Origin of the sequence: Bacillus cereus group sp. N31, assembly GCF_016483245.1 — a bacterium.
Taxonomy (GTDB): domain Bacteria; phylum Bacillota; class Bacilli; order Bacillales; family Bacillaceae_G; genus Bacillus_A; species Bacillus_A toyonensis.
The window spans coordinates 15990-35727 of the sequence record NZ_JAEHCH010000017.1 but is presented as its reverse complement, the minus strand read 5'-3'; the positions used below and the strand labels follow the sequence as shown (position 1 = coordinate 35727).

Genomic DNA, 19738 nt, shown 5'->3' with positions numbered 1-19738 from the left:
ACCTCCTCTCATCTTCCTATCCTTCTTTTATCCCGCTCAAACAGGCAGTAAGAACCCGATTGGTGAAGGCTAATAATCAACGGGGGATGAACACCCCCACTACTGATTAAAGTTTCACTTTATGTCTATCCATTCTTCCATAAAAATTTAAATATAACGAATAATAATTATCTATTATTTCATGAGATGAAAAAAAACCTCTATGTCTAGATTTATCATTATTCCCACCTTTTTGCAACTATCATACCATAGTTGCTATACAAACATTTTTTCACTTTTGACAGTTAATCAAACGTTTATTTAAATTATTTTTCACCATTTAAACAAACGTTTGATTAACTCAGAAAAAACACCCAAATAAGGGTGTTTTTTCTGTTTAATCTTTAAGAATCTATACTATTTTAGCGTTCAAAAATAAGAATCTCTCTCTTATTTTATCGCTTATTAATCTCTTCAAGTAAGATTTTGTTAACAAGCGGTGGGTTTGCTTGTCCTTTTGTCGCTTTCATAATTTGACCAACTAAGAAGCCAATTGCACGGTCTTTACCGTTTTTGAAGTCTTCAATAGATTGTTCATTATTATCAAGGATTTCTGTTACGACTTTACGAAGTGTACCTTCGTCAGAAATTTGAACAAGACCTTTCGCTTTAACGATTTCTTCTGGATCTCCACCTTTTTCAATTAACTCGTTAAATACTTTCTTCGCGATTTTAGAAGAAATTGTACCTTTTTCAATTAATTGAACCATTTTAGATAAACCAGCAGGCGTTAATGCAACATCTTTTAATTCTTTTTGTTGTTTGTTTAAGTATGCAAGTACTTCACCCATTAACCAGTTTGATGTTAATTTCGCATCTGCTCCATCTGCAATTGTTGCTTCAAAGAAATCAGACATCTCTTTCGTTAATGTTAATACGTGTGCATCATAAGCTGGTAATCCAATTTCAGCAACGTAGCGAGCTTTACGTGCATCTGGAAGTTCTGGAATAGAAGCACGCACTTCTTCTTTCCACGCATCATCGATATAAAGTTCAACTAAATCTGGCTCTGGGAAGTAACGGTAATCGTCAGATCCTTCTTTTATACGCATTAAGATTGTTTTCTTCGTTGCTTCATCATAACGACGTGTTTCTTGTTGGATGATACCACCAGATAACAATTCTTTTTCTTGACGCACTTGTTCGTGCTCAAGACCTTTTTGTACGTAAGTGAATGAGTTTAAGTTTTTCAGTTCTGCTTTTGTACCGAATTTCTCTTGTCCCACTGGACGAAGGGAAATATTCGCATCACAACGTAGAGAACCTTCTTCCATCTTACAATCAGATACGCCAGTGTATTGAATGATTGATTTCAACTTCTCTAAGTATGCGTATGCTTCTTCTGGCGTACGCATATCTGGCTCAGACACGATTTCGATTAAAGGCATACCTTGACGGTTATAGTCTACTAATGACCCGTCAGCTGTATGCGTTGATTTACCAGCATCTTCTTCTAAATGAAGACGTGTAATACCGATACGTTTCTTTTTGCCATCTACTTCGATTTCAATCCAACCATTTTCTCCAATTGGCTTATCAAACTGAGAGATTTGGTAAGCTTTCGGATTATCTGGATAGAAATAGTTTTTACGGTCGAACTTCGTTTCCGTTGCGATTTCGCAGTTTAATGCCATTGCAGCTTTCATTGCAAAGTTAACTGCTTCTTTATTTAAAGTTGGAAGTACCCCTGGGTATCCTAAGTCAATTACACTCGTTTGTGTATTTGGCTCTGCTCCGAATTCTGTTGGACTCGCAGAGAAAATTTTCGAATTTGTTTTTAACTCAACGTGAACCTCTAAACCAATAATTGTTTCTAAATTCATCTATGCTCGCCTCCTTACAGACTTGCTTTTTTTGTATGATAGTCTGTTGCTTGCTCAAACGCATGTGCAACGCGGTAAATTGTCGCTTCATCGAAGTGTTTACCAATGATTTGTAATCCAAGTGGCATACTATTAGCACCGAATCCACATGGAACAGAAATCGCTGGAACACCTGCTAAGTTTACTGGGATTGTTAAAATGTCGTTTGCATACATTGTCATTGGATCATCCACTTTTTCGCCCACTTTAAATGCTGGAGTTGGCGTTGTTGGTCCAATAATAACATCGTAGTTAGCAAATACATTTTCAAAGTCGTTTTTAATTAATGTACGTACTTGTTGTGCTTTTTTGTAATATGCATCATAGTAACCAGAGCTAAGTGCAAATGTACCAAGCATAATACGGCGTTTTACTTCGTCACCGAAACCTTCGCTACGTGTGTTTTTGTAAAGATCTAATAAGTTATTTACATTATCAGAACGAACACCGTAACGTACGCCATCAAAGCGTGAAAGGTTAGCAGATGCTTCAGAAGAAGATAATAAGTAATACGTTGCTAGAGCGTATTTAGAGTGTGGAAGAGATACTTCCTCCCAAGTTGCGCCCATACCTTCTAATACTTTTAAAGCAGCTAGTACTGACTCACGAGCTTCTTCGCCAACACCTTCGCCTAAGTATTCTTTCGGTACAGCAATGCGTAAACCTTTAACATCGCCTGTTAAACCAGCTAAGTAGTTTCCAACTTCAACATTTGCAGAAGTTGCATCCATGCGGTCAATACCTGAAATAGCTTGTAATAAGTATGCATTGTCTTCTACTGTACGTGTAATCGGTCCGATTTGGTCAAGTGAAGATGCGAATGCTACTAATCCGTAACGAGATACGCGTCCGTAAGTTGGTTTTAAACCTACAACACCGCAATATGCAGCTGGCTGACGAATAGAACCACCTGTATCAGAACCTAGAGAGAATAATACTTCTCCTGCTGCTACAGCTGCTGCAGAACCACCACTAGATCCGCCTGGAACGTAATCTAAGTTCCAGGGATTTTTTGTAGCGTAGAAACCTGAGTTTTCATTTGAAGAACCCATTGCGAACTCGTCCATATTTAATTTACCGATTGTAACTGTGTCAGCAGCTTTTAACTTTTGCACAACTGTCGCATCGTAAATTGGATCAAAGTTTGCTAACATTTTGCTCGCACAAGTAGTACGAAGACCGTTAGTTACAATGTTATCTTTTACACCGATTGGCATACCGAATAACAAACCATTATCTTCAGCGCCGATCTTAGCATCTAATTCTTTCGCTTTCGCGCGTGCATTTTCTTCATCTAATGTAAGAAAAGCTTTTACGTTATCTTCAACATCCGCAATACGTTTGTAAGATTCTTCTACTAAATCCGTAACGGAAATTTCTTTGTTGTTTAACTTCTTATGTAACTCTGATACAGAATGATCAAATAATGACATCGAAATTCCCCTCCTCTATTCTAATACTGCTGGAACACGGATTTGATTATCTTTGTGATCCGGTGCATTTTTTAATACTTCTTCTACTGGTAAACCTTTTTCTGGCACATCTTCACGCATAACATTTTTCATAGTTAATACATGAGTTGTTGGTTTTACATCTGTTGTATCTAATTCATTTAACTGTTCTGCAAATGTAACAATTGCATCTAGTTGTTTTTGAAATTTTTCTGCTTCTTGATCAGTAATTGCAAGACGTGCTAAATGTGCTACGTGCTTTACATTCTCAACGGAAATTCTTGACACGGCTAGGCCACCTCCATAATATATCGTTCAATCTACAATACTATTGATGATACCAAATTTTCAGTACTTCAAGCAAGTCAACACATGGCACTTACGGCATTTTTACATAAAAAAAGAAAGGCAAACGCCTTTCTTTACAATTTACTCTTTATCTAACGGTTTATTTTTTGGAAATCTCTCGTTATCTTCTTCATTATCACGAATTGTTTTTTGTAATACAAAACAAGACATCGTTAAAAATAACGTTCCAATTAAATAGTACCCTTTTACACTAAGCGTTTCATCTAACGTGTAAATCCCAATTAGCATCCCTGAAAGCGCACAAACAAATGAAGTCCATGCTAAAAACGTGAACGCTTGCGTATTTCTTCTTCTCATCATTATCCCCCTTGTTAGATGCACATCCATTATAGATAAATATATTTACCGTTATGGATTTTTATGTAAAATTATTTTTCTATTTATTAATCTATCATAAAAAAATGCCATTTTAAAGATTGTTTTCTTTCTAATCTGAAAAAATAATTAAAATTATTGACATTTATTTCTATTCTTCATAAAATAAAAATAAATATTACGAACCTCGAAATATACGGGAGTGGAATTAATTGTTGCAATATGAACATTTTTTAGACTTACTGCTAGATAACGCCAAGAAACTTTTCTATCCTGAAGAATGGGTAAGCCTTGATTTAACACTTTCAAAGACAGAAGTATTTTGTTTACTTTGGATGGAGCGAAATACAGATATTACAATGACAAAAATTGCTGACCTTCTTGATATACCGATGAGTACAACGACAGGTGTTGTAAATCGCCTTGTAAAAAAGGGGTATATTGAACGGTACCGTGATGAAAACGATCGACGTATTGTATTAATTCGTTTAACAGAAAACGGCGTAATGCTCGTTCAAGAAGTAAAACAAAATGCAGCCCATTACTTTAGCTTAATGACAGAAGCATTGTCAGAAGAAGAAAAAGCATTCTTACTACAAATCTTCCAAAAGATTATGAATCACATTGCTACGACACAGCAAAAAACAGAAGAAAAGGTTTCTACACCTAGAATGAAAAACATTCCGATTGAATAAAGTGAAACTTTAATCAGTGAGGGGTTTTCTCATCCCTCACTGATTATTAGTTGAACCAATCGGGCATTTACGGGCAGTTGACCTCCCACCTAATTTCTTTGCTCCAGCCGAATTTTTGGACGGAAGTCTTACTGCCCGTTAATGCGTGATAAAGCCCTAACTGGGTTTTTATTCGCTTAAATACTTCGATGTTCGTAATATTCGATAACCGAAATAAAGGGGATAGAATGATGAGAATTATTTTGTATACAGGTAAAGGCGGCGTAGGAAAAACTAGCATTTCAGCAGCAACAGCACTTCAAAGCGCAAAACAAGGATTAAAAACATTAGTAATGAGTACAGATCCTGCTCATAGTTTAGGAGATTCATTTGGTATAAAGCTATCTTCTGAGCCATTAGAAATTCGCGAAAACTTGTGGGCACAAGAGATTAATACGATTTATGAAATGGAAAAAGGCTGGGGAAAGTTACAGAAATACATTACCTTGTTATTCACTTCCAAAGCAGCTGATGATATTACAACAGAAGAATTAACTATGTTTCCTGGTATGGAAGATTTAATTAGCTTACTTCGCGTGCTCGATTATTATAAAAAAAACACATACGACGTTATCATCATTGATTGCGCTCCAACAGGAGAAACATTAGCAATGCTTAGTTTTCCAGACATGCTCGGCTGGTGGATGGAAAAATTATTTCCTATTAAAAGAAAAGTTTTAAAAGTCGTTCGTCCTGTAGCTCAACCACTTCTTGGTGTCCCCCTTCCAACCGATGATATTATGGACGAATTAACAAATACACTTGAACAGCTTGGAGAAATGAGAGATATTTTATCGAACCGAGAAATAACAAGTATCCGCATCGTTGTAAATCCCGAAAAAATGGTCATTAAAGAAGCTCAGCGTAGCTTTACGTATTTAAATTTATACGATTATAACGTAGATGCGATTATGATTAACCGCGTTATCCCTAACACTGTCACCGACCCTTATTTTCAAGCATGGAAAGATACGCAAAAAAAATATAAAACATTAATTCAAAATAGTTTTGATCCACTTCCTATTTACGAAGCTCCTATGTTTGAACAAGAAGTTGTTGGCTTACCTATGTTAGAGCGTGTAGGAGATGCTTTATTTAAATCAGATTCCTCTCCTACTGAAGTGAAATTCAATGGTCGCACACAATATGTGAAAAAAGATGGCGATGAATATATTTTCGTTCTGTCCATCCCCTTCTCAAACAAAAGTGAACTTTCATTAAATCAAAAAGGTGATGAGCTTATTATTCGAGCCGGCTCTGTTAAACGGAACATCACATTACCAAAAACATTAACACACCTTTCTATTCAAGGAGCCAAGTTTGAAGAGGATGTACTAAACATTCGATTTGGAGGTGTGGTGCATGCATGAGGAATTACTACGAAAAGTAATTCGGACAAAAGTAAGAGTCGGTATGCGTATATTAGAAGAGCTACCTACTCCAGTCCAGCAATCAGCTAAGCAAATGCTAAGTATTTTGCAAGAGGAGCTAGCTGCTTATCCGAAAGAACGAAAGCATCATGAAGATAATTTAAAAAGTATCATAATTGAATAATCATCTCTGTATAGAGGGCCTTTTTAGGCTTTCTATACTTTATTGGAGTGATATAAGTTGCTAAAAAAACATTCCACTATTACGCTTTGGATCATTCCTTTATTATTTTTCATTCATAACCTTGAAGAAGCTTTCCAAATGCCACAATATCTTGCTAATCAATTTTCAATTCATCTTATAACTAGCCAACAATTTTTCATTGCCATTTCCATATTAACAATCTTCGTCGTACTTATCGTCTTTCTATATCAACTAAACTTCTTGTCTTCTATACACTGGATTATTTTTATACAAGGAGCCATTTTCTTTAACGCTGTGCAACATATTATTTTGTTTTTGATTTATCGCTCCTATAATCCTGGCGTAATATCCTCAGTTTTCATTGTTATCTTTTCTATTTTCTTTTTTTCATCCAAAAAACAATTAATTCATAAAAAGCAATTCGTAATTACACTCATTTTCAGCTTACTTTCTTATCCCATTATAATTTGGATTACCTTACTATTCGCTAGCTGCTTTCAGTAATAAAAAAAGACCAGGAAAACTCCCGGTCCATCACTCTACTTAACAAACATTGGATTCTACGTTATACAAAATTGGAAGGTACAAAATTAGGGTTTTGTTTGTTAAGTAGATTATATGTTGAACGAACTAACAGCGGAGGGGTTCCTTCTGTTAGTTCATTAAACCCAATGATTATTTTACGATTTTTTCAAGCTCCTCAAGTGAAAGATCTACTGAAATTGAACCATCCTTTGTTTCTTTCTTAACTGCATCTGTTACTTCTTTTGAATGATATAATTCAATTACTTTTTTCAGTGTTGGATCATCTTTATCTTTCGTACGAGCTGCGAAAATATTAATATAAGGCTTCGCATTTTCATTCTTTGGATCTTCTAAGAAAATAGGATCCTTCGCTGGATCTAATCCAGCTTGACCAGCCACACCGTTATTAATAACTGAAGCTGCTACATCTTTTAATACACGAGGTGTTTGCTGTGCAATAACCGGTGTAATTTTTAACTTCTTCGGATTTTCAGCGATACCACTTGGATCCCCAAATAGACCAAAATCTTTTTTAAGTTTCAATAACCCCGCTGCATCAAGAAGTTTTAATGCACGTGCTTGGTTCGTTGGATCATTTGGAATAGCAATTTCTGAACCATCTGGGATTTCATTTGCTTTCTTATATTTTTCAGAGAATAAGCCCATTGGTGCAATTTGTGTTGTACCGACAGCTGTAATATCTAACTTATGCTCCTTTTTAAATTGCTCTAAGAAAGCAATATGCTGGAATGAGTTTAATTCAATATCTCCATCAGCTAACGCTTTATTTGGCGTTGTATAATCAGAGAACTCAACCAGTTTAATTTTAATCCCTTCTTTTTCAGCTTTTTTCTTCAAAATTTCCCAAACGTCTCCATCCGTTCCAGTTACACCGACGCGAACTACTTTCTCTTTCGCTCCTGCACCCGTGTCTCCACCTGAGCAGCCGCTTAGTGCTGAAATTCCTACAATCGCTGATAATGCAAATGCTAAAATTTTCTTCATTTTCTTTTCCCCTCTTCCTTTTTATGATCTGCGTAAAAAGACTTTCGCAAAGTAGTTCCCTAAATTTTGAGCTATCTGTACGAGAATAATAAGTAAAACGACCGTTACGAACATAACTGATGTATCAAAACGTTGATAACCATATGTCATTGCTAAGTCACCAAGACCACCACCACCGACAAGCCCAGCAACTGCAGAAAATTCAATTAAACCAACTGTCATAAACGTAACACCTAAGATCAATGGTGCTAACGCTTCTGGCACGAGAATTTCAAAAACAATTCTAAGTGGTGAAGCGCCCATCGCTTGTGCAGCTTCAATTACTCCTTTCGGAACTGAGACAAGATTTGTTTCAACCATTCTAGCAATACCAATAGATGCCACTAACGTCATTGGGAAGATTGCTGCCGCTGTTCCAATCGTCGTTCCAATCACGCTTCTTGTTAGTGGGCTTAAAGCTACTAAAAAGATAATGAATGGAACTGGACGAATTGTATTAATGATGACGTTAAGAATAGAAAAAACCCATTTATTTTCTAAAAAATTACCTTTTCTCGTTACATATAAAAGTAAACCTAGAGGTATACCGAGAATTGTAGCGAATATAAGGGTTACAATTACCATTAAGAGGGTGTCCCCCGTCGCATCTAATATACGAGGCCAAAATATACTCCAATCAACTCGCATGAGCTTCTACCTCCTTCAGCTTCACTTGCAGTCTTAGATGTTGTAATGCTTTTTGAATTTCCTTCTGTTCACCTTGCAATTCTACAAGAAGATTTCCAAATAGCACATTTTGAAGTTCAATAATATTTCCGTACAGTACATTTACATCGACGTTATAGTTTTTTGCGATATATGATAGTACCGGCTGTCCTGTCTCCTCACCAGTAAAAGTTAAGCGATAAATCTGACCACCATTTTGAATTTTCGCTAGAACACTTTCTGGCAAGTGGTCATTAATAACAGAACGTACAAAGTTTTGAGTTGTCTTTGTTTTTGGTTGTGTGAAAACATCAAACAGTTTTCCTTCTTCAATAACTTTTCCCTTCTCCATTACAGCTACACGGTGACAAATTTCTTTCACAACATGCATTTCATGTGTAATAAGAAGAATTGTTAAATTATATTCACGATTGACTTTCTTTAATAAGTTTAAAATCTCTGTCGTTGTTTCTGGATCTAAGGCTGATGTTGCCTCATCACATATAAGTATATCTGGTGATGTTGCAAGTGCCCTAGCAATCCCAACACGTTGCTTTTGTCCGCCTGATAACTGCTCCGGATAATAGTTTGCTTTATCTTCTAGCCCTACAAACTTCAGCAGTTCATTGACTCTTTCTTTTATTTCATTCTTTGGTACTTTCGCTAACTTTAATGGATAAGCAATATTCCCAAACACTGTTCTTGAATTAAATAAATTAAAACTTTGGAAAATCATCCCAATTCTTTGTCTAAGTTTCCGTAATTCTTTCGTTGATAATGATGTAATATCTTTATCATCTATTGAGATCGTTCCTGCAGTCGGTCTCTCTAACATGTTTACTAGGCGTAATAAAGTACTCTTTCCAGCACCACTAAATCCGATAATGCCAAAAATTTCGCCCTTCTCAACTGATAATGTTACATCCTCCACAGCATGAACAGATTGCCCACCTGATTCATATACTTTACTTACGTTATTAAAAGAAATCATTTTCTTCCCTCCTATATGCTGTAAAAACTAGAAGTAGAGCTTTCGAGGTAAAATAAAAAGTGCTCTCCTTCTTATCAGTAATAAAAGATAAGAAGGAGAGCACTTATATGTACTCGTTCACATCTTCTCATCTTCCAAGCCTATAAAGACTTGCTGGAGTTAGCACGGTATTAAAAAACCCGTTGCTGAGGTATCGTAGGGCCAGTCCCTCCACCTCTCTGGATAAGAATGTATCGATTTAATTGTCGTTTAATTAATTCTCATTATAGAACTCAGAATAGTGAGAGTCAATACATTTTTTAGAAAAATATTAATTATTTCTTTATTAGAATTTTCAAATAAAAATTCATAATAAAATAGTAATCTTGAAGGTTATGTAAAATTCTTCTCCCTCATATTTTTTAAAAGGATTATTTTTTCTATGAATTGAATACTATTATTTGAATATGAAATCAGAGGAAGGTGAATATATGAAAACAGCTCTATTACTCGTTGATATCCAAAATGATTATTTTCCAAATGGAAAGATGGAATTGCGCAATCCGGTAGAAGCAAGTGAGTATGCCAGTGAGCTACTAAAACACTTTAGAATGAACGACGAACCTATTTTTCATATCCAGCATGTAGCAATAAAAGATGATGCTACTTTTTTCCTACCTAATACAGAAGGTGTCCATATTCACGAGAATGTCCGTCCGCTTAGAGAAGAAACTGTTATACTCAAACATTATCCAAATAGCTTCCGAGAAACTAATCTTTTAGAACAATTACAACGTTTAGACATTGAACACATCGTCATATGCGGGATGATGACTCATATGTGTATTGATGCTACCGTAAGAGCTGCTTTTGATTTCGGCTTTCATTGTACCGTTATACACGATGCTTGTGCTACAAAAGATCTTTCTTTTAAGAATGCTACTATACCAGCTGTTTATATTCACAATACAATTTTGGCCAGTTTAAATGGAGTATATGCAAATGCAATGAGTACAGAGGAATTTTTGGTTACAAAAAAACACTCCATTCAGTGAGCAAAACCGAAAAGAGTGTTTCTTGTCAAACCATAGATTTTCTTTCAAATTGTATTATACAGGAAATTCTTAAAATGAATACTAAAAAATGTGACTAATAAATCAACTTTTCCCGTCACTTTATTTCTATTTACATGTTTGTCCCGCTATTAATAGGGTTTAGCTCGTCCTCTTCGCATAATAGTAATATATGGGATTCTAATTTAAAAAGGAGCTCTTCACATTCTGTGAAAAGCTCCTCTACTATTTCTTATAAAGTTTCAGAAGTAGTTTTTGCTTGCATGTGAAGTGCTAAGTAATCTGGGCCACCAGCTTTAGAGTCTGTACCAGACATGTTAAAGCCACCGAATGGTTGGTAACCTACGATTGCACCAGTACATCCACGGTTGAAGTATAAGTTACCTACATGGAAGTCTTCACGTGCTTTTTCAATATGGTCGCGGTTATTAGAAACAACTGCTCCTGTTAAACCGTATTCTGTATTGTTTGCAATTGCAAGTGCATGATCGAAGTCTTTTGCTTTACAGAATGCTACTACTGGTCCGAAGATTTCTTCTTTCATTAAGCGAGCATCTTCTGCAACATCAGCAACGATTGTTGGTTGGATGAACCAGCCTTTAGAATCGTCTCCTTCGCCACCTGCTAGGATTCTACCTTCTTCTTTACCAATTGCAACATAGCTCATTACTTTATCGAATGCAGCTTGGTCATTAACAGGACCCATATTTGTACCTAATACAGCTGGGTTATCAACTGTTAATTCTTTTGTTAATTCAACAGCACGATTTAATACGTGATCATATACATCTTCGTGGATTACAGCACGAGAACATGCAGAACATTTTTGTCCTGAGAATCCGAATGCTGATGCAACGATAGATTTAGCTGCTAATTCAAGATCTGCTTCTTTATCAACAACGATTGTATCTTTACCGCCCATTTCAGCGATAACACGTTTTAACCAGATTTGACCTGGATTTACTTTCGCTGCACGCTCATAAATGCGGATACCTACATCACGAGATCCAGTGAAGCTTACGAAACGTGTACGAGGATGATCTACTAAGTAGTCACCAACTTCAGAACCATTACCTGGCACGAAGTTTACTACGCCAGCTGGTAAGCCAGCTTCTTCTAATACTTCCATGAATTTCGCAGCTACTACAGGAGTTGTACTAGCTGGTTTTAGTAATACTGTGTTACCAGAAACTAAAGCAGCTGTTGTCATACCTGCCATAATTGCGAATGGGAAGTTCCAAGGAGAAATGATAACACCTACTCCTAATGGAATGTAAGAGAAACGATTATATTCAATTGGACGGCTTTCTACTGGAATACCGTCTTTCAATTTCAACATTTGACGAGCATAATATTCCATAAAGTCGATTGCTTCCGCTGTATCAGCATCTGCCTCATTCCATGGTTTACCTGCTTCTTTTACAAGGATAGCAGAGAACTCATGTTTTCTACGACGAACAATTGCTGCAGCACGGAATAAAATGTCTGCACGCATTTCTGGTTTTGACTTTCTCCAAGTTTGGAATGTTGCATCCGCTACTTGCATTGCTTTTTCAGCTAATTCACGGCTTGCTTTTGAAACACGACCAACAAGTTCCTCTTTATTTGCAGGGTTTACAGAAACAATTTTATCTTCTGTAGTGATTTTTTCTCCCCCAATAATTAATGGATAGTCTTGTCCAAGATAAGATTCTACTTTCTTTAAACCTTCTTCAAACGCTAATTTGTTAGCCTCTACTGAAAAATCTGTAAATGGCTCATGTTTGTATGCTACTACCATTCTTTTTAGCCTCCCCTTAGAAAAACGTTTACATTTTACAACATTATTCTACACGATAATTTAGATTTATTCAAATATTCCTAGACTTATATTTTAAAAATTAATAAATTTTTAAAATATAACAAAAAAAGAGATTCATACATGCGTATGAATCTACAAAATATGAGTATATTCCAAAACATTTTTTCCGATCAATAATATAGTAACTAATAAAAATAAAGTCCTTACATATCCAACGCCTTTTTGAACTGCAAACTTCGATCCAAAATAAGCACCTAAAATCATTGATAATCCCATAATAATACCGTATTCAAAATGAATTATATCTAAAAATAAAAAAGTAATTAAAGATACGATATTACTAACAAAGTTCAAAAGTTTTCCAGATGCCGCTGCTTGAATAAAATCCAAACCTATTAATAAAAATGCAAAAATTAAAAAGGATCCTGTCCCTGGTCCAAAAAAACCATCATAAAACCCTATCATTAAAATAACAAAGAAAAATATTAATGTTTTCCTTTTCGTCATCTTCTTATAGGTAGATACGCTTCCCCAATCCTTTTTTGCAATAATATAAATGGCAATAAACACCAACATTACAAGTACTAATGGACGTAAAATATCCGGTGGAATAAATTTTACCACTAAAGCACCTGCGACCGCTCCAATAATAGTTAACGGGATTAACTTTCCTACAATTTTAAAATCGACTTTTCCTGATCGAATAAAATAAATTGCACTCGTAAACGTCCCCATCGTTGCAGCTAATTTATTCGTTGCAATTGCCGAAGCTGGTGACAAACCGACAAACATTAGTGCAGGAAGCGAAATTAATCCTCCACCTCCAACAACTGAATCAATAAAAGCTGCTAAAAATCCGAATGCAATTAATAAAATAATGACTTGAAGACTTAGTTCGTCCATGACCTTTACCCCTTATCCCCTTATTTATAACATTTAAAATTATAACAAAATTCCTCAAGAAAAAAAGCTGTTCCTTTGTGGAACAGCTTTTATCTTTAATCTAAAATTTTTACGAGTGGCTCATCTTGCTTCGCTTCACGTATAATAATCGCTTCTGGACGTTCTACAGATTTAATTGTTACTTGTACTCTCATATAATTTGGGAAGTATTCCATAACAAGCCCTGCTACATATTGTGTAAAACCAATTATTTCCGCTTTTCCATTAAACTGGACAGGAATATCCAGCTTCATTTCTTTTAATTCCTCGTCTCTATACATACCAGTACCGATAACAGCGGAATAATCGCCTTGGAAATAATCGCTTAGTTTTGCTTTGAAGTTAGATACCCTTGCAAGATCTTCACGCTTATTGTCTGTTTTTGCTTGTTCAGACGGGAACAAATAGTATTTCTCGTTAATTTGTTTCCAATCTTCAACCGTTTCACTACCTTTTTCCACATTAGCATAAGAAACAAAGTTTCCTGGCACAAGTGCAGACTTTGGAGATTGACGATAAATCGCAAATGTAATCGGAACGTTTTTTATGTCGGGCTTTTTTTGGTGCATAACTTTCAAGATTTCTTGCGCCATTTTTTTCCCTTCAGCTAACATTTTTTCGTCCTCGATTTTAGCCTCACGCGGATAACCATGCTCTTCATTAAAATATTGAACAGAATTCATTGCTAAACCAACTACAATACCACCAAGTTCAACATCTTTATCGCCTTTTTTCACATAATAATTATGCTCTAAAATATTTGAAATATATATTGGATTTTTTTTATTTTTCACTTCTAGTGATTCTGATCCTTCGCCTAACGCTGGATTGAGCCCTATATTCGGAAATTTAACTGCATCTTTTTTTAATTTGCTCTCTAGTTCCTTTTGTTCGGCATCTGTACGCTTTCTTTTTACAAGCATTTTTACGGTTTGATCATCTAGAGTACTTCCACCTTTAAAGAAATAATCTTTCGTATTAAATGATTCTTTTGCAATACGCATTAATCCTGTTTCAAATTCATCTATATCAAGACGATTATTTAATCCCTGCACAACTAATCCACGTGCAGATCCTGCATCAAATGGAACAGTCGTCTTATAATATTCATCCGAAATAGCATACTTCGGAACGACTGCTTGCTCTTTTGCTTTCCCTGATTTCTCAGCCACTTTTTCATCTTTGTCGGCACCTGCGCTACAACCACTTACAAGTAGGCCAAGACTTAATACCGCTAATGCTATTTTTTTCATGGTAAGTTTGCACCTCTTACTTATTTAGCTCTTGTAAGAACCTCTCTTCATTCCAAACTTCAACATTGTGCTTCTCTGCTTGCGCTAATTTTGAGCCAGCAGCTTCACCAGCAACAACTAAATCCGTACTTTTACTAACACTTCCTGTTACTTTTCCACCTAATACCTCAATCTTCTTCTTCGCTTCACTGCGTCCCATCACTTCTAATTTCCCAGTTAAGACGACAGTTTTCCCTGCAAAGTAAGATTCAACATTTTGTAAATCTGCACTTTTTATGCCTTTGTATGTCATGTTCACGCCATACTCTTTAAACTGTTGTAATAGCTCTAATACATCTTCATTATCAAAATATGTCACAACGGATTGCGCCATTTTTTCACCAATTTCATTAATTGATTTTAGCTCCTCTTCCGTCGCTTTCACAAGTGCATCCATCGTTTCAAAATGCTCTGCAAATGTACGTGCTGCTTTCGCTCCGACATGGCGAATTCCAAGGCCAAATAATAATCGCTCTAACGAGTTTTCCTTCGAATTCTCAATTGCTTGTATTAAATTTGTTGCTGATTTTTCACCAAAACGCTCTAGCTGTAGTAATTGTTCTTTCGTCAATGCATATAAATCTGCAAACGTACGAATATAATCTGCATCAAAGAGCTGTGTGATGACACGCTCGCCAAGTCCGTCAATATTCATTGCATTTCTTGAAACGAAATGAATTAATCCCTCGCGAATTTGTGCAGGACAAGTTGGATTTATACAACGAAGTGCAACCTCTTCTTCTAAACGAACTAGTTCACTCTCACATGCCGGACAATGCGTTGGCATGCGGTATTCTTCTTCCTCACCATTACGCTTATCAAAAATAACGTTCACAACTTCAGGAATAATATCTCCAGCCTTTTTCACAACAACGTAGTCACCAATTCGAATGTCTTTTTCACGAATTAAATCCTCGTTATGTAAGGAAGCACGACGAACGATCGTACCAGCCACTCGTACTGGTTCTAACTCTGCAGTCGGTGTTACAACCCCTGTACGGCCAACACTTAATTCAATGCCCGTTAATCTCGTTACAACTTCTTCAGCCGGGAATTTATAAGCAATCGCCCATCTTGGACTCTTTGCAGTAGTTCCTAGGCTTTCTTGAAGAGCAACATCGTCTACTTTTATAACGATCCCATCAATCTCATAATCAAGATTCGGACGTTTTTCCTGCCATTCTTCTACATAAGCTATAACCTCTTCAATTGTTTCACATGTACGGCGATTTGGATTTGTCTTAAACCCCAGTTCACCTAAGAAATCAAGTGATTCGCTATGCGATGAAATTGTTTTTTCTTCTACATTTGCAAGACCATATACAAACATGGATAGGTTACGCTTTGCTGCAATTTTCGTATCAAGTTGACGTATTGAACCTGCTGCCGCATTACGCGGATTCGCAAATACATCTTCACCGTTTTGCTCTTTTTCTTCATTTAGTTTAACGAATGAACGCTTCGGCATATAAGCCTCGCCTCGCGCTTCTAACGTTACCTCTTCATTTAATCGAAGTGGAATTGCTTTAATCGTTTTCAAGTTTTGGGTAATATCTTCACCTGTTATACCATCACCACGTGTTGCACCTTGAATAAAGCGTCCTTTTTCATAATGAAGTGAAACAGCAAGTCCGTCAATTTTTAATTCGCATATATATCTTACATTCGCATCATCAATTCCTTGACGTACTCTTCGGTCAAAATCACGCAAATCTCCTTCGTTAAATGCATTCCCTAAACTTAACATCGGTGACTTATGCGTTACTTTTTCAAATATATCAAGAACAGTTCCCCCAACGCGCACGGAGGGAGAGTCTTCACTCATGAACTTTGGATTCTCTGCTTCTAATTTTATAAGCTCCTGCATATTACGGTCATACTCCGCATCAGAAACAGAAGGATTGTCTAATACGTGATATTGATAGTTAAATGTATTTAACAAATCACGTAGTTCTTCTATACGTTTTTTTGCTATCTCTTTTGACATATCCTCATTCCTTTCCTATTGTTTCGTCACAGGTGCAAATTTTGCTAATAAACGTTTAACACCAATCGGGCTTGGGAACGCGATATCTAATTCTTTTGAATCACCTTCGCCTTTTACACTTACAACTGTACCGACTCCCCATTTTTGGTGGGAAGCTTTATCGCCTACTGCCCAGCCAATTTGCTCGCCGCCTGTTGTCTTAACAGCGGGACGTACGAAAGCTGAACGAGAGCGTGTTGTTGTTGCCGCAGCTCCTGTCGTTCTTCCTTTTGCACTAAACGAAGTTTCACGCTTCGGCGCTGTTTCATTTAATGGTTCCACCAGCTCTGCCGGGATTTCTGTAATAAATCGAGATGCTGCATTCATACTTGTCCTACCAAATAAAGTACGCATTTGTGCATTCGATAAGTATAATTCTTCTTCTGCACGAGTAATACCTACATAAGCAAGACGACGCTCTTCTTGCATTTCATCTTCTTCCATAAGAGAACGCGTATGCGGGAATATTCCTTCCTCTAAACCAACGATAAAGACTACAGGGAACTCTAGCCCTTTTGCTGAGTGCATCGTCATTAAAATAACTTCTTCACCAGCAGTTGGATCTTCATCTACACGATCAATATCCGCGACAAGAGCTAAGTCTGTTAGGAATGCAACAAGGCTCTTATCTTCACTTTGAGATTCGAACGTTTGCGTAACAGATAAAAACTCATCTAAGTTTTCTAAACGGCCTTCTGCTTCTAAAGAACGCTCATTTTTCAACATCTCGCGATATCCTGTTTTTTCAATGACTTCTTCTACTAATTCTGTAACAGATAAGTACTCTTGCATATTTACCCAGTTGTGTAGTAAACTTGCGAATTCTTTTACTGCCTTTGTAATTTTTGCACTTACACCAACATGCTCAATTTCATCAAATATAGCCGTTAATGAAATTCCGTTTTGCACACCGTAATTAATAATTTTATCGATAGAAGTCGCACCAATCCCGCGCTTCGGCATGTTAATAATACGTGCGAAACTAATCTCATCATCAGGATTCCCAATTAAACGTAAGTACGCCAAAATGTCTTTAATTTCTTTACGGTCGTAGAACTTCGTACCGCCGACAATTTTATAAGGGATATTAGATTTCAGGAAAATCTCCTCAACCATACGAGACTGAGCATTCGTACGATATAATACTGCAAAGTCAGTATATTTTCGGTTCCCCATTTGAATATCATCACGAATTTTTTTCGCAACAAAATACGCTTCGTCCTTTTCAGTTGCAGCACGATAATACGAAATTTTGCTCCCAACTTGGTTGTCTGTCCATAATTTTTTCGGTTTACGATTCGTATTTTTTTCAATAACAGCATTGGCTGCATTTAAAATATTTTGTGACGAACGATAGTTTTGTTCTAACAGAATAACTTGCGCATTCTCATAGTCTTTTTCGAATGACAAAATGTTCGAAATATCCGCACCACGCCAGCGATAAATAGACTGGTCTGAGTCACCCACAACACAAAGGTTTTTAAAACGTGCTGCTAAATGTTTAACAAGAAGGTACTGCGCTTTGTTCGTATCTTGATACTCATCCACGTGAATATATTGGAACTTACGCTGATAAAACTCTAGTACTTCTGGAACACGTTCAAATAGCTGAATCGTTGTCATAATTAAATCATCAAAGTCTAATGAGTTATTTTTCAAAAGACGTTTTTGATATTCTGTATATACATCGCTCGTTAATTTTTCATATGGATCAGCGATTGTAATTTTTTTTGCATATTTATCTGCAGATAACAGTTCATTTTTCGCATTACTAATACCGGCTAAAATAGAGCGCGGCTCAAATTTCTTCGGATCAATATTACGCTCTTTCATAATTTTTTTGACTACAGTTAACTGATCGCCTGAATCTAAGATTGTAAAGTTACGATTAATACCAATACGATCGATATCACGTCGTAAAATACGTACACACATAGAGTGGAACGTAGAAATCCAAATATCTTCTGCTTCTGGTCCGACAAGTGTATCAATACGCTCGCGCATTTCACGAGCAGCCTTATTTGTAAAGGTAATAGCTAGTACATTCCATGGCGCTACACCTTTTTCACCAAGTAAATATGCAATACGATGTGTTAACACACGTGTTTTACCACTACCCGCTCCCGCCATTAATAGCAGCGGTCCATTCGTTGTTTGCACTGCTTTTTGTTGCTGTGGATTTAAACCATTTAATAACTTATCCGTCATACTCATATACGCCTGCACCTACTCTCCTTTTACTGCTTTAACTGTTTTTAACGCCGATTTTATATCATCATAAATAACATTTCCAACAACTACTGTATCGGCATACTGCGCTACTTCTTTCGCTTGTTCTGCATTAGAAATGCCACCGCCATAATATAACTTAGCTTGTTTCAATTCTGCTTTTACATTTTTAACAAGTTCAATATCTCCATACGTACCGCTATATTCTAAATAGAATATCGGTAAATGTAATAGCTTGTCTGCTAAACGCGCGTATGCAATAACGTCATCTTCTGTTAAATCACATTTTGCATCTGTAAGCTGGGCTACTTTCGCTTCAGGATTTAAAACACAATACCCTTCCATGAAAATTTCGTCCCAGTCCATAATATCCCCAAATTCTTTCAATGCCTCGTGATGAACACCTGTTACCCATTCTACTTTTCGGCTATTTAATACGCTTGGGATGTAATAAAAATCAAAGCCTGGTGTGATTGCTTCCACATCAGAAACCTCTAACACGCAAGGAACTGCATATCTACGAATGCTAACTAGCATGTGTAATACGTTATCAATTGTAACTCCATCACTTCCGCCTACAATAACAGCATCGGTTCCAGACTCACAAATCATTTCTAAATGTTCATCGCTTAACTCCTTATTTGGATCAAGCTTAAATACATGTTTCCATCCGGAAATATCGTACATGAAAACACCCTTTCTTTTCTCTAGTTATATCTATAGTTCTGTTTAAAATAACAGTTAGTTTTCATCTTGTTTTTTTTAAATAGCTATTAAATATTTTTCAAAAAGAAGGATTTCATTTTACCTTCTTTTTATGCATTC

At 36.3% G+C, this 19738-nt stretch carries 18 protein-coding genes and 1 riboswitch; of the genes, 5 read left to right on the top strand and 13 right to left on the bottom strand.

All coding sequences use genetic code 11. The features are described from left to right. Nucleotides 1–434 precede the first annotated feature (434 nt). From gatB to JDS81_RS19625, 4 genes are all read right to left on the bottom strand, one after another. On the bottom strand, nucleotides 435–1862 hold the full coding sequence (gene gatB, locus JDS81_RS19640) for an Asp-tRNA(Asn)/Glu-tRNA(Gln) amidotransferase subunit GatB (RefSeq protein WP_001047675.1): 1428 nt from the start codon (nucleotides 1860–1862) through the stop codon (nucleotides 435–437). Between the two features lie 14 nt (nucleotides 1863–1876). Then, nucleotides 1877–3334, bottom strand: a complete 1458-nt coding sequence (gatA, locus tag JDS81_RS19635; protein ID WP_000051450.1) for an Asp-tRNA(Asn)/Glu-tRNA(Gln) amidotransferase subunit GatA — start codon at nucleotides 3332–3334, stop codon at nucleotides 1877–1879. A gap of 15 nt (nucleotides 3335–3349) precedes the next feature. Next, nucleotides 3350–3640: an Asp-tRNA(Asn)/Glu-tRNA(Gln) amidotransferase subunit GatC gene (gatC, locus tag JDS81_RS19630; protein ID WP_000086999.1), complete on the bottom strand. Its 291-nt coding sequence runs from the start codon at nucleotides 3638–3640 to the stop codon at nucleotides 3350–3352. Nucleotides 3641–3781: 141 nt separating this feature from the next. Next, a complete protein-coding gene (locus JDS81_RS19625; RefSeq protein WP_001254393.1) occupies nucleotides 3782–4018 on the bottom strand; it encodes a YiaA/YiaB family inner membrane protein in 237 nt (78 codons plus the stop codon). A gap of 230 nt (nucleotides 4019–4248) precedes the next feature. On the opposite strand from JDS81_RS19625, the gene JDS81_RS19620 reads away from it, so the two are divergent. The 4 genes from JDS81_RS19620 (at nucleotide 4249) to JDS81_RS19605 (ending at nucleotide 6849) form a co-directional block, all read left to right on the top strand. Beyond that, nucleotides 4249–4731, top strand: a complete 483-nt coding sequence (locus JDS81_RS19620) for a MarR family winged helix-turn-helix transcriptional regulator (RefSeq protein WP_097953917.1) — start codon at nucleotides 4249–4251, stop codon at nucleotides 4729–4731. 227 nt (nucleotides 4732–4958) lie between these two features. Further along, nucleotides 4959–6140 carry an ArsA family ATPase gene (locus JDS81_RS19615; RefSeq protein ID WP_097953916.1) on the top strand — a complete coding sequence of 394 codons (1182 nt, stop codon included), beginning with the start codon at nucleotides 4959–4961 and terminating at the stop codon, nucleotides 6138–6140. Continuing rightward, the gene (locus JDS81_RS19610; protein WP_097953915.1) at nucleotides 6133–6324 is read left to right on the top strand and encodes a DUF3926 domain-containing protein; all 192 of its coding nucleotides are present in this window, start codon (nucleotides 6133–6135) and stop codon (nucleotides 6322–6324) included. Before JDS81_RS19615 ends, JDS81_RS19610 begins: the two co-directional genes overlap by 8 nt. Before the next feature lie 57 nt (nucleotides 6325–6381). Then, the gene (locus tag JDS81_RS19605; RefSeq protein ID WP_015001211.1) at nucleotides 6382–6849 is read left to right on the top strand and encodes an HXXEE domain-containing protein; all 468 of its coding nucleotides are present in this window, start codon (nucleotides 6382–6384) and stop codon (nucleotides 6847–6849) included. Between the two features lie 171 nt (nucleotides 6850–7020). On the opposite strand, the gene JDS81_RS19600 is transcribed toward JDS81_RS19605, so the two are convergent. Genes JDS81_RS19600 through JDS81_RS19590 form a run of 3 tightly spaced genes read right to left on the bottom strand, consistent with a single transcriptional unit; the run spans nucleotide 7021 to nucleotide 9571 of the window. Continuing rightward, nucleotides 7021–7875: a MetQ/NlpA family ABC transporter substrate-binding protein gene (locus JDS81_RS19600; RefSeq protein ID WP_000721582.1), complete on the bottom strand. Its 855-nt coding sequence runs from the start codon at nucleotides 7873–7875 to the stop codon at nucleotides 7021–7023. A 21-nt stretch (nucleotides 7876–7896) separates the two neighbouring features. After that, nucleotides 7897–8562 carry a methionine ABC transporter permease gene (locus JDS81_RS19595; protein ID WP_016107417.1) on the bottom strand — a complete coding sequence of 222 codons (666 nt, stop codon included), beginning with the start codon at nucleotides 8560–8562 and terminating at the stop codon, nucleotides 7897–7899. Beyond that, nucleotides 8552–9571: a methionine ABC transporter ATP-binding protein gene (locus JDS81_RS19590; RefSeq protein WP_000622986.1), complete on the bottom strand. Its 1020-nt coding sequence runs from the start codon at nucleotides 9569–9571 to the stop codon at nucleotides 8552–8554. Before JDS81_RS19590 ends, JDS81_RS19595 begins: the two co-directional genes overlap by 11 nt. 124 nt (nucleotides 9572–9695) lie before the next feature. Continuing rightward, nucleotides 9696–9800: riboswitch (SAM riboswitch) on the bottom strand. Nucleotides 9801–10041: 241 nt separating this feature from the next. Between JDS81_RS19590 and JDS81_RS19585 the strand changes: the two genes are divergently transcribed. Next, a complete protein-coding gene (locus JDS81_RS19585; protein WP_000844918.1) occupies nucleotides 10042–10605 on the top strand; it encodes a cysteine hydrolase family protein in 564 nt (187 codons plus the stop codon). 250 nt (nucleotides 10606–10855) lie between these two features. Here the strand turns inward: JDS81_RS19585 and pruA are convergent, their stop codons facing one another. The 6 genes from pruA to pcrB all read right to left on the bottom strand — a co-directional run bounded on the left by pruA (nucleotide 10856) and on the right by pcrB (nucleotide 19600). Then, nucleotides 10856–12403 (bottom strand): L-glutamate gamma-semialdehyde dehydrogenase, encoded by a 1548-nt coding sequence (gene pruA, locus JDS81_RS19580; RefSeq protein ID WP_000259542.1) that lies wholly within the window; start codon nucleotides 12401–12403, stop codon nucleotides 10856–10858. Between the two features lie 153 nt (nucleotides 12404–12556). Continuing rightward, entirely contained in the window at nucleotides 12557–13327 is a 771-nt protein-coding gene (locus tag JDS81_RS19575) for a TSUP family transporter (RefSeq protein WP_000343983.1), read from the bottom strand. 95 nt (nucleotides 13328–13422) lie between these two features. Then, complete coding sequence (locus JDS81_RS19570; RefSeq protein ID WP_000717024.1) at nucleotides 13423–14619, bottom strand: CamS family sex pheromone protein; 1197 nt, start codon at nucleotides 14617–14619, stop codon at nucleotides 13423–13425. Between the two features lie 16 nt (nucleotides 14620–14635). Next, the gene (ligA, locus tag JDS81_RS19565; RefSeq protein WP_097953914.1) at nucleotides 14636–16645 is read right to left on the bottom strand and encodes an NAD-dependent DNA ligase LigA; all 2010 of its coding nucleotides are present in this window, start codon (nucleotides 16643–16645) and stop codon (nucleotides 14636–14638) included. Nucleotides 16646–16660: 15 nt separating this feature from the next. Continuing rightward, entirely contained in the window at nucleotides 16661–18910 is a 2250-nt protein-coding gene (gene pcrA / locus JDS81_RS19560) for a DNA helicase PcrA (RefSeq protein WP_097953913.1), read from the bottom strand. Continuing rightward, nucleotides 18911–19600: a heptaprenylglyceryl phosphate synthase gene (pcrB, locus tag JDS81_RS19555; RefSeq protein ID WP_000272082.1), complete on the bottom strand. Its 690-nt coding sequence runs from the start codon at nucleotides 19598–19600 to the stop codon at nucleotides 18911–18913. Between the last annotated feature and the right edge of the window lie 138 nt (nucleotides 19601–19738).

Coding starts and splice junctions, on each gene's coding strand:
- JDS81_RS19570 (WP_000717024.1), bottom strand. CDS start 14,619: ATGAAAAAAATAGCATTAGCGGTATTAAGTCTTGGCCTACTTGTAAGT.
- JDS81_RS19590 (WP_000622986.1), bottom strand. CDS start 9,571: ATGATTTCTTTTAATAACGTAAGTAAAGTATATGAATCAGGTGGGCAA.
- JDS81_RS19595 (WP_016107417.1), bottom strand. CDS start 8,562: ATGCGAGTTGATTGGAGTATATTTTGGCCTCGTATATTAGATGCGACG.
- gatB (WP_001047675.1), bottom strand. CDS start 1,862: ATGAATTTAGAAACAATTATTGGTTTAGAGGTTCACGTTGAGTTAAAA.
- JDS81_RS19600 (WP_000721582.1), bottom strand. CDS start 7,875: ATGAAGAAAATTTTAGCATTTGCATTATCAGCGATTGTAGGAATTTCA.
- pruA (WP_000259542.1), bottom strand. CDS start 12,403: ATGGTAGTAGCATACAAACATGAGCCATTTACAGATTTTTCAGTAGAG.
- ligA (WP_097953914.1), bottom strand. CDS start 16,645: ATGTCAAAAGAGATAGCAAAAAAACGTATAGAAGAACTACGTGATTTG.
- JDS81_RS19625 (WP_001254393.1), bottom strand. CDS start 4,018: ATGAGAAGAAGAAATACGCAAGCGTTCACGTTTTTAGCATGGACTTCA.
- gatA (WP_000051450.1), bottom strand. CDS start 3,334: ATGTCATTATTTGATCATTCTGTATCAGAGTTACATAAGAAGTTAAAC.
- JDS81_RS19610 (WP_097953915.1), top strand. CDS start 6,133: ATGCATGAGGAATTACTACGAAAAGTAATTCGGACAAAAGTAAGAGTC.
- JDS81_RS19615 (WP_097953916.1), top strand. CDS start 4,959: ATGATGAGAATTATTTTGTATACAGGTAAAGGCGGCGTAGGAAAAACT.
- JDS81_RS19585 (WP_000844918.1), top strand. CDS start 10,042: ATGAAAACAGCTCTATTACTCGTTGATATCCAAAATGATTATTTTCCA.
- JDS81_RS19575 (WP_000343983.1), bottom strand. CDS start 13,327: ATGGACGAACTAAGTCTTCAAGTCATTATTTTATTAATTGCATTCGGA.
- pcrB (WP_000272082.1), bottom strand. CDS start 19,600: ATGTACGATATTTCCGGATGGAAACATGTATTTAAGCTTGATCCAAAT.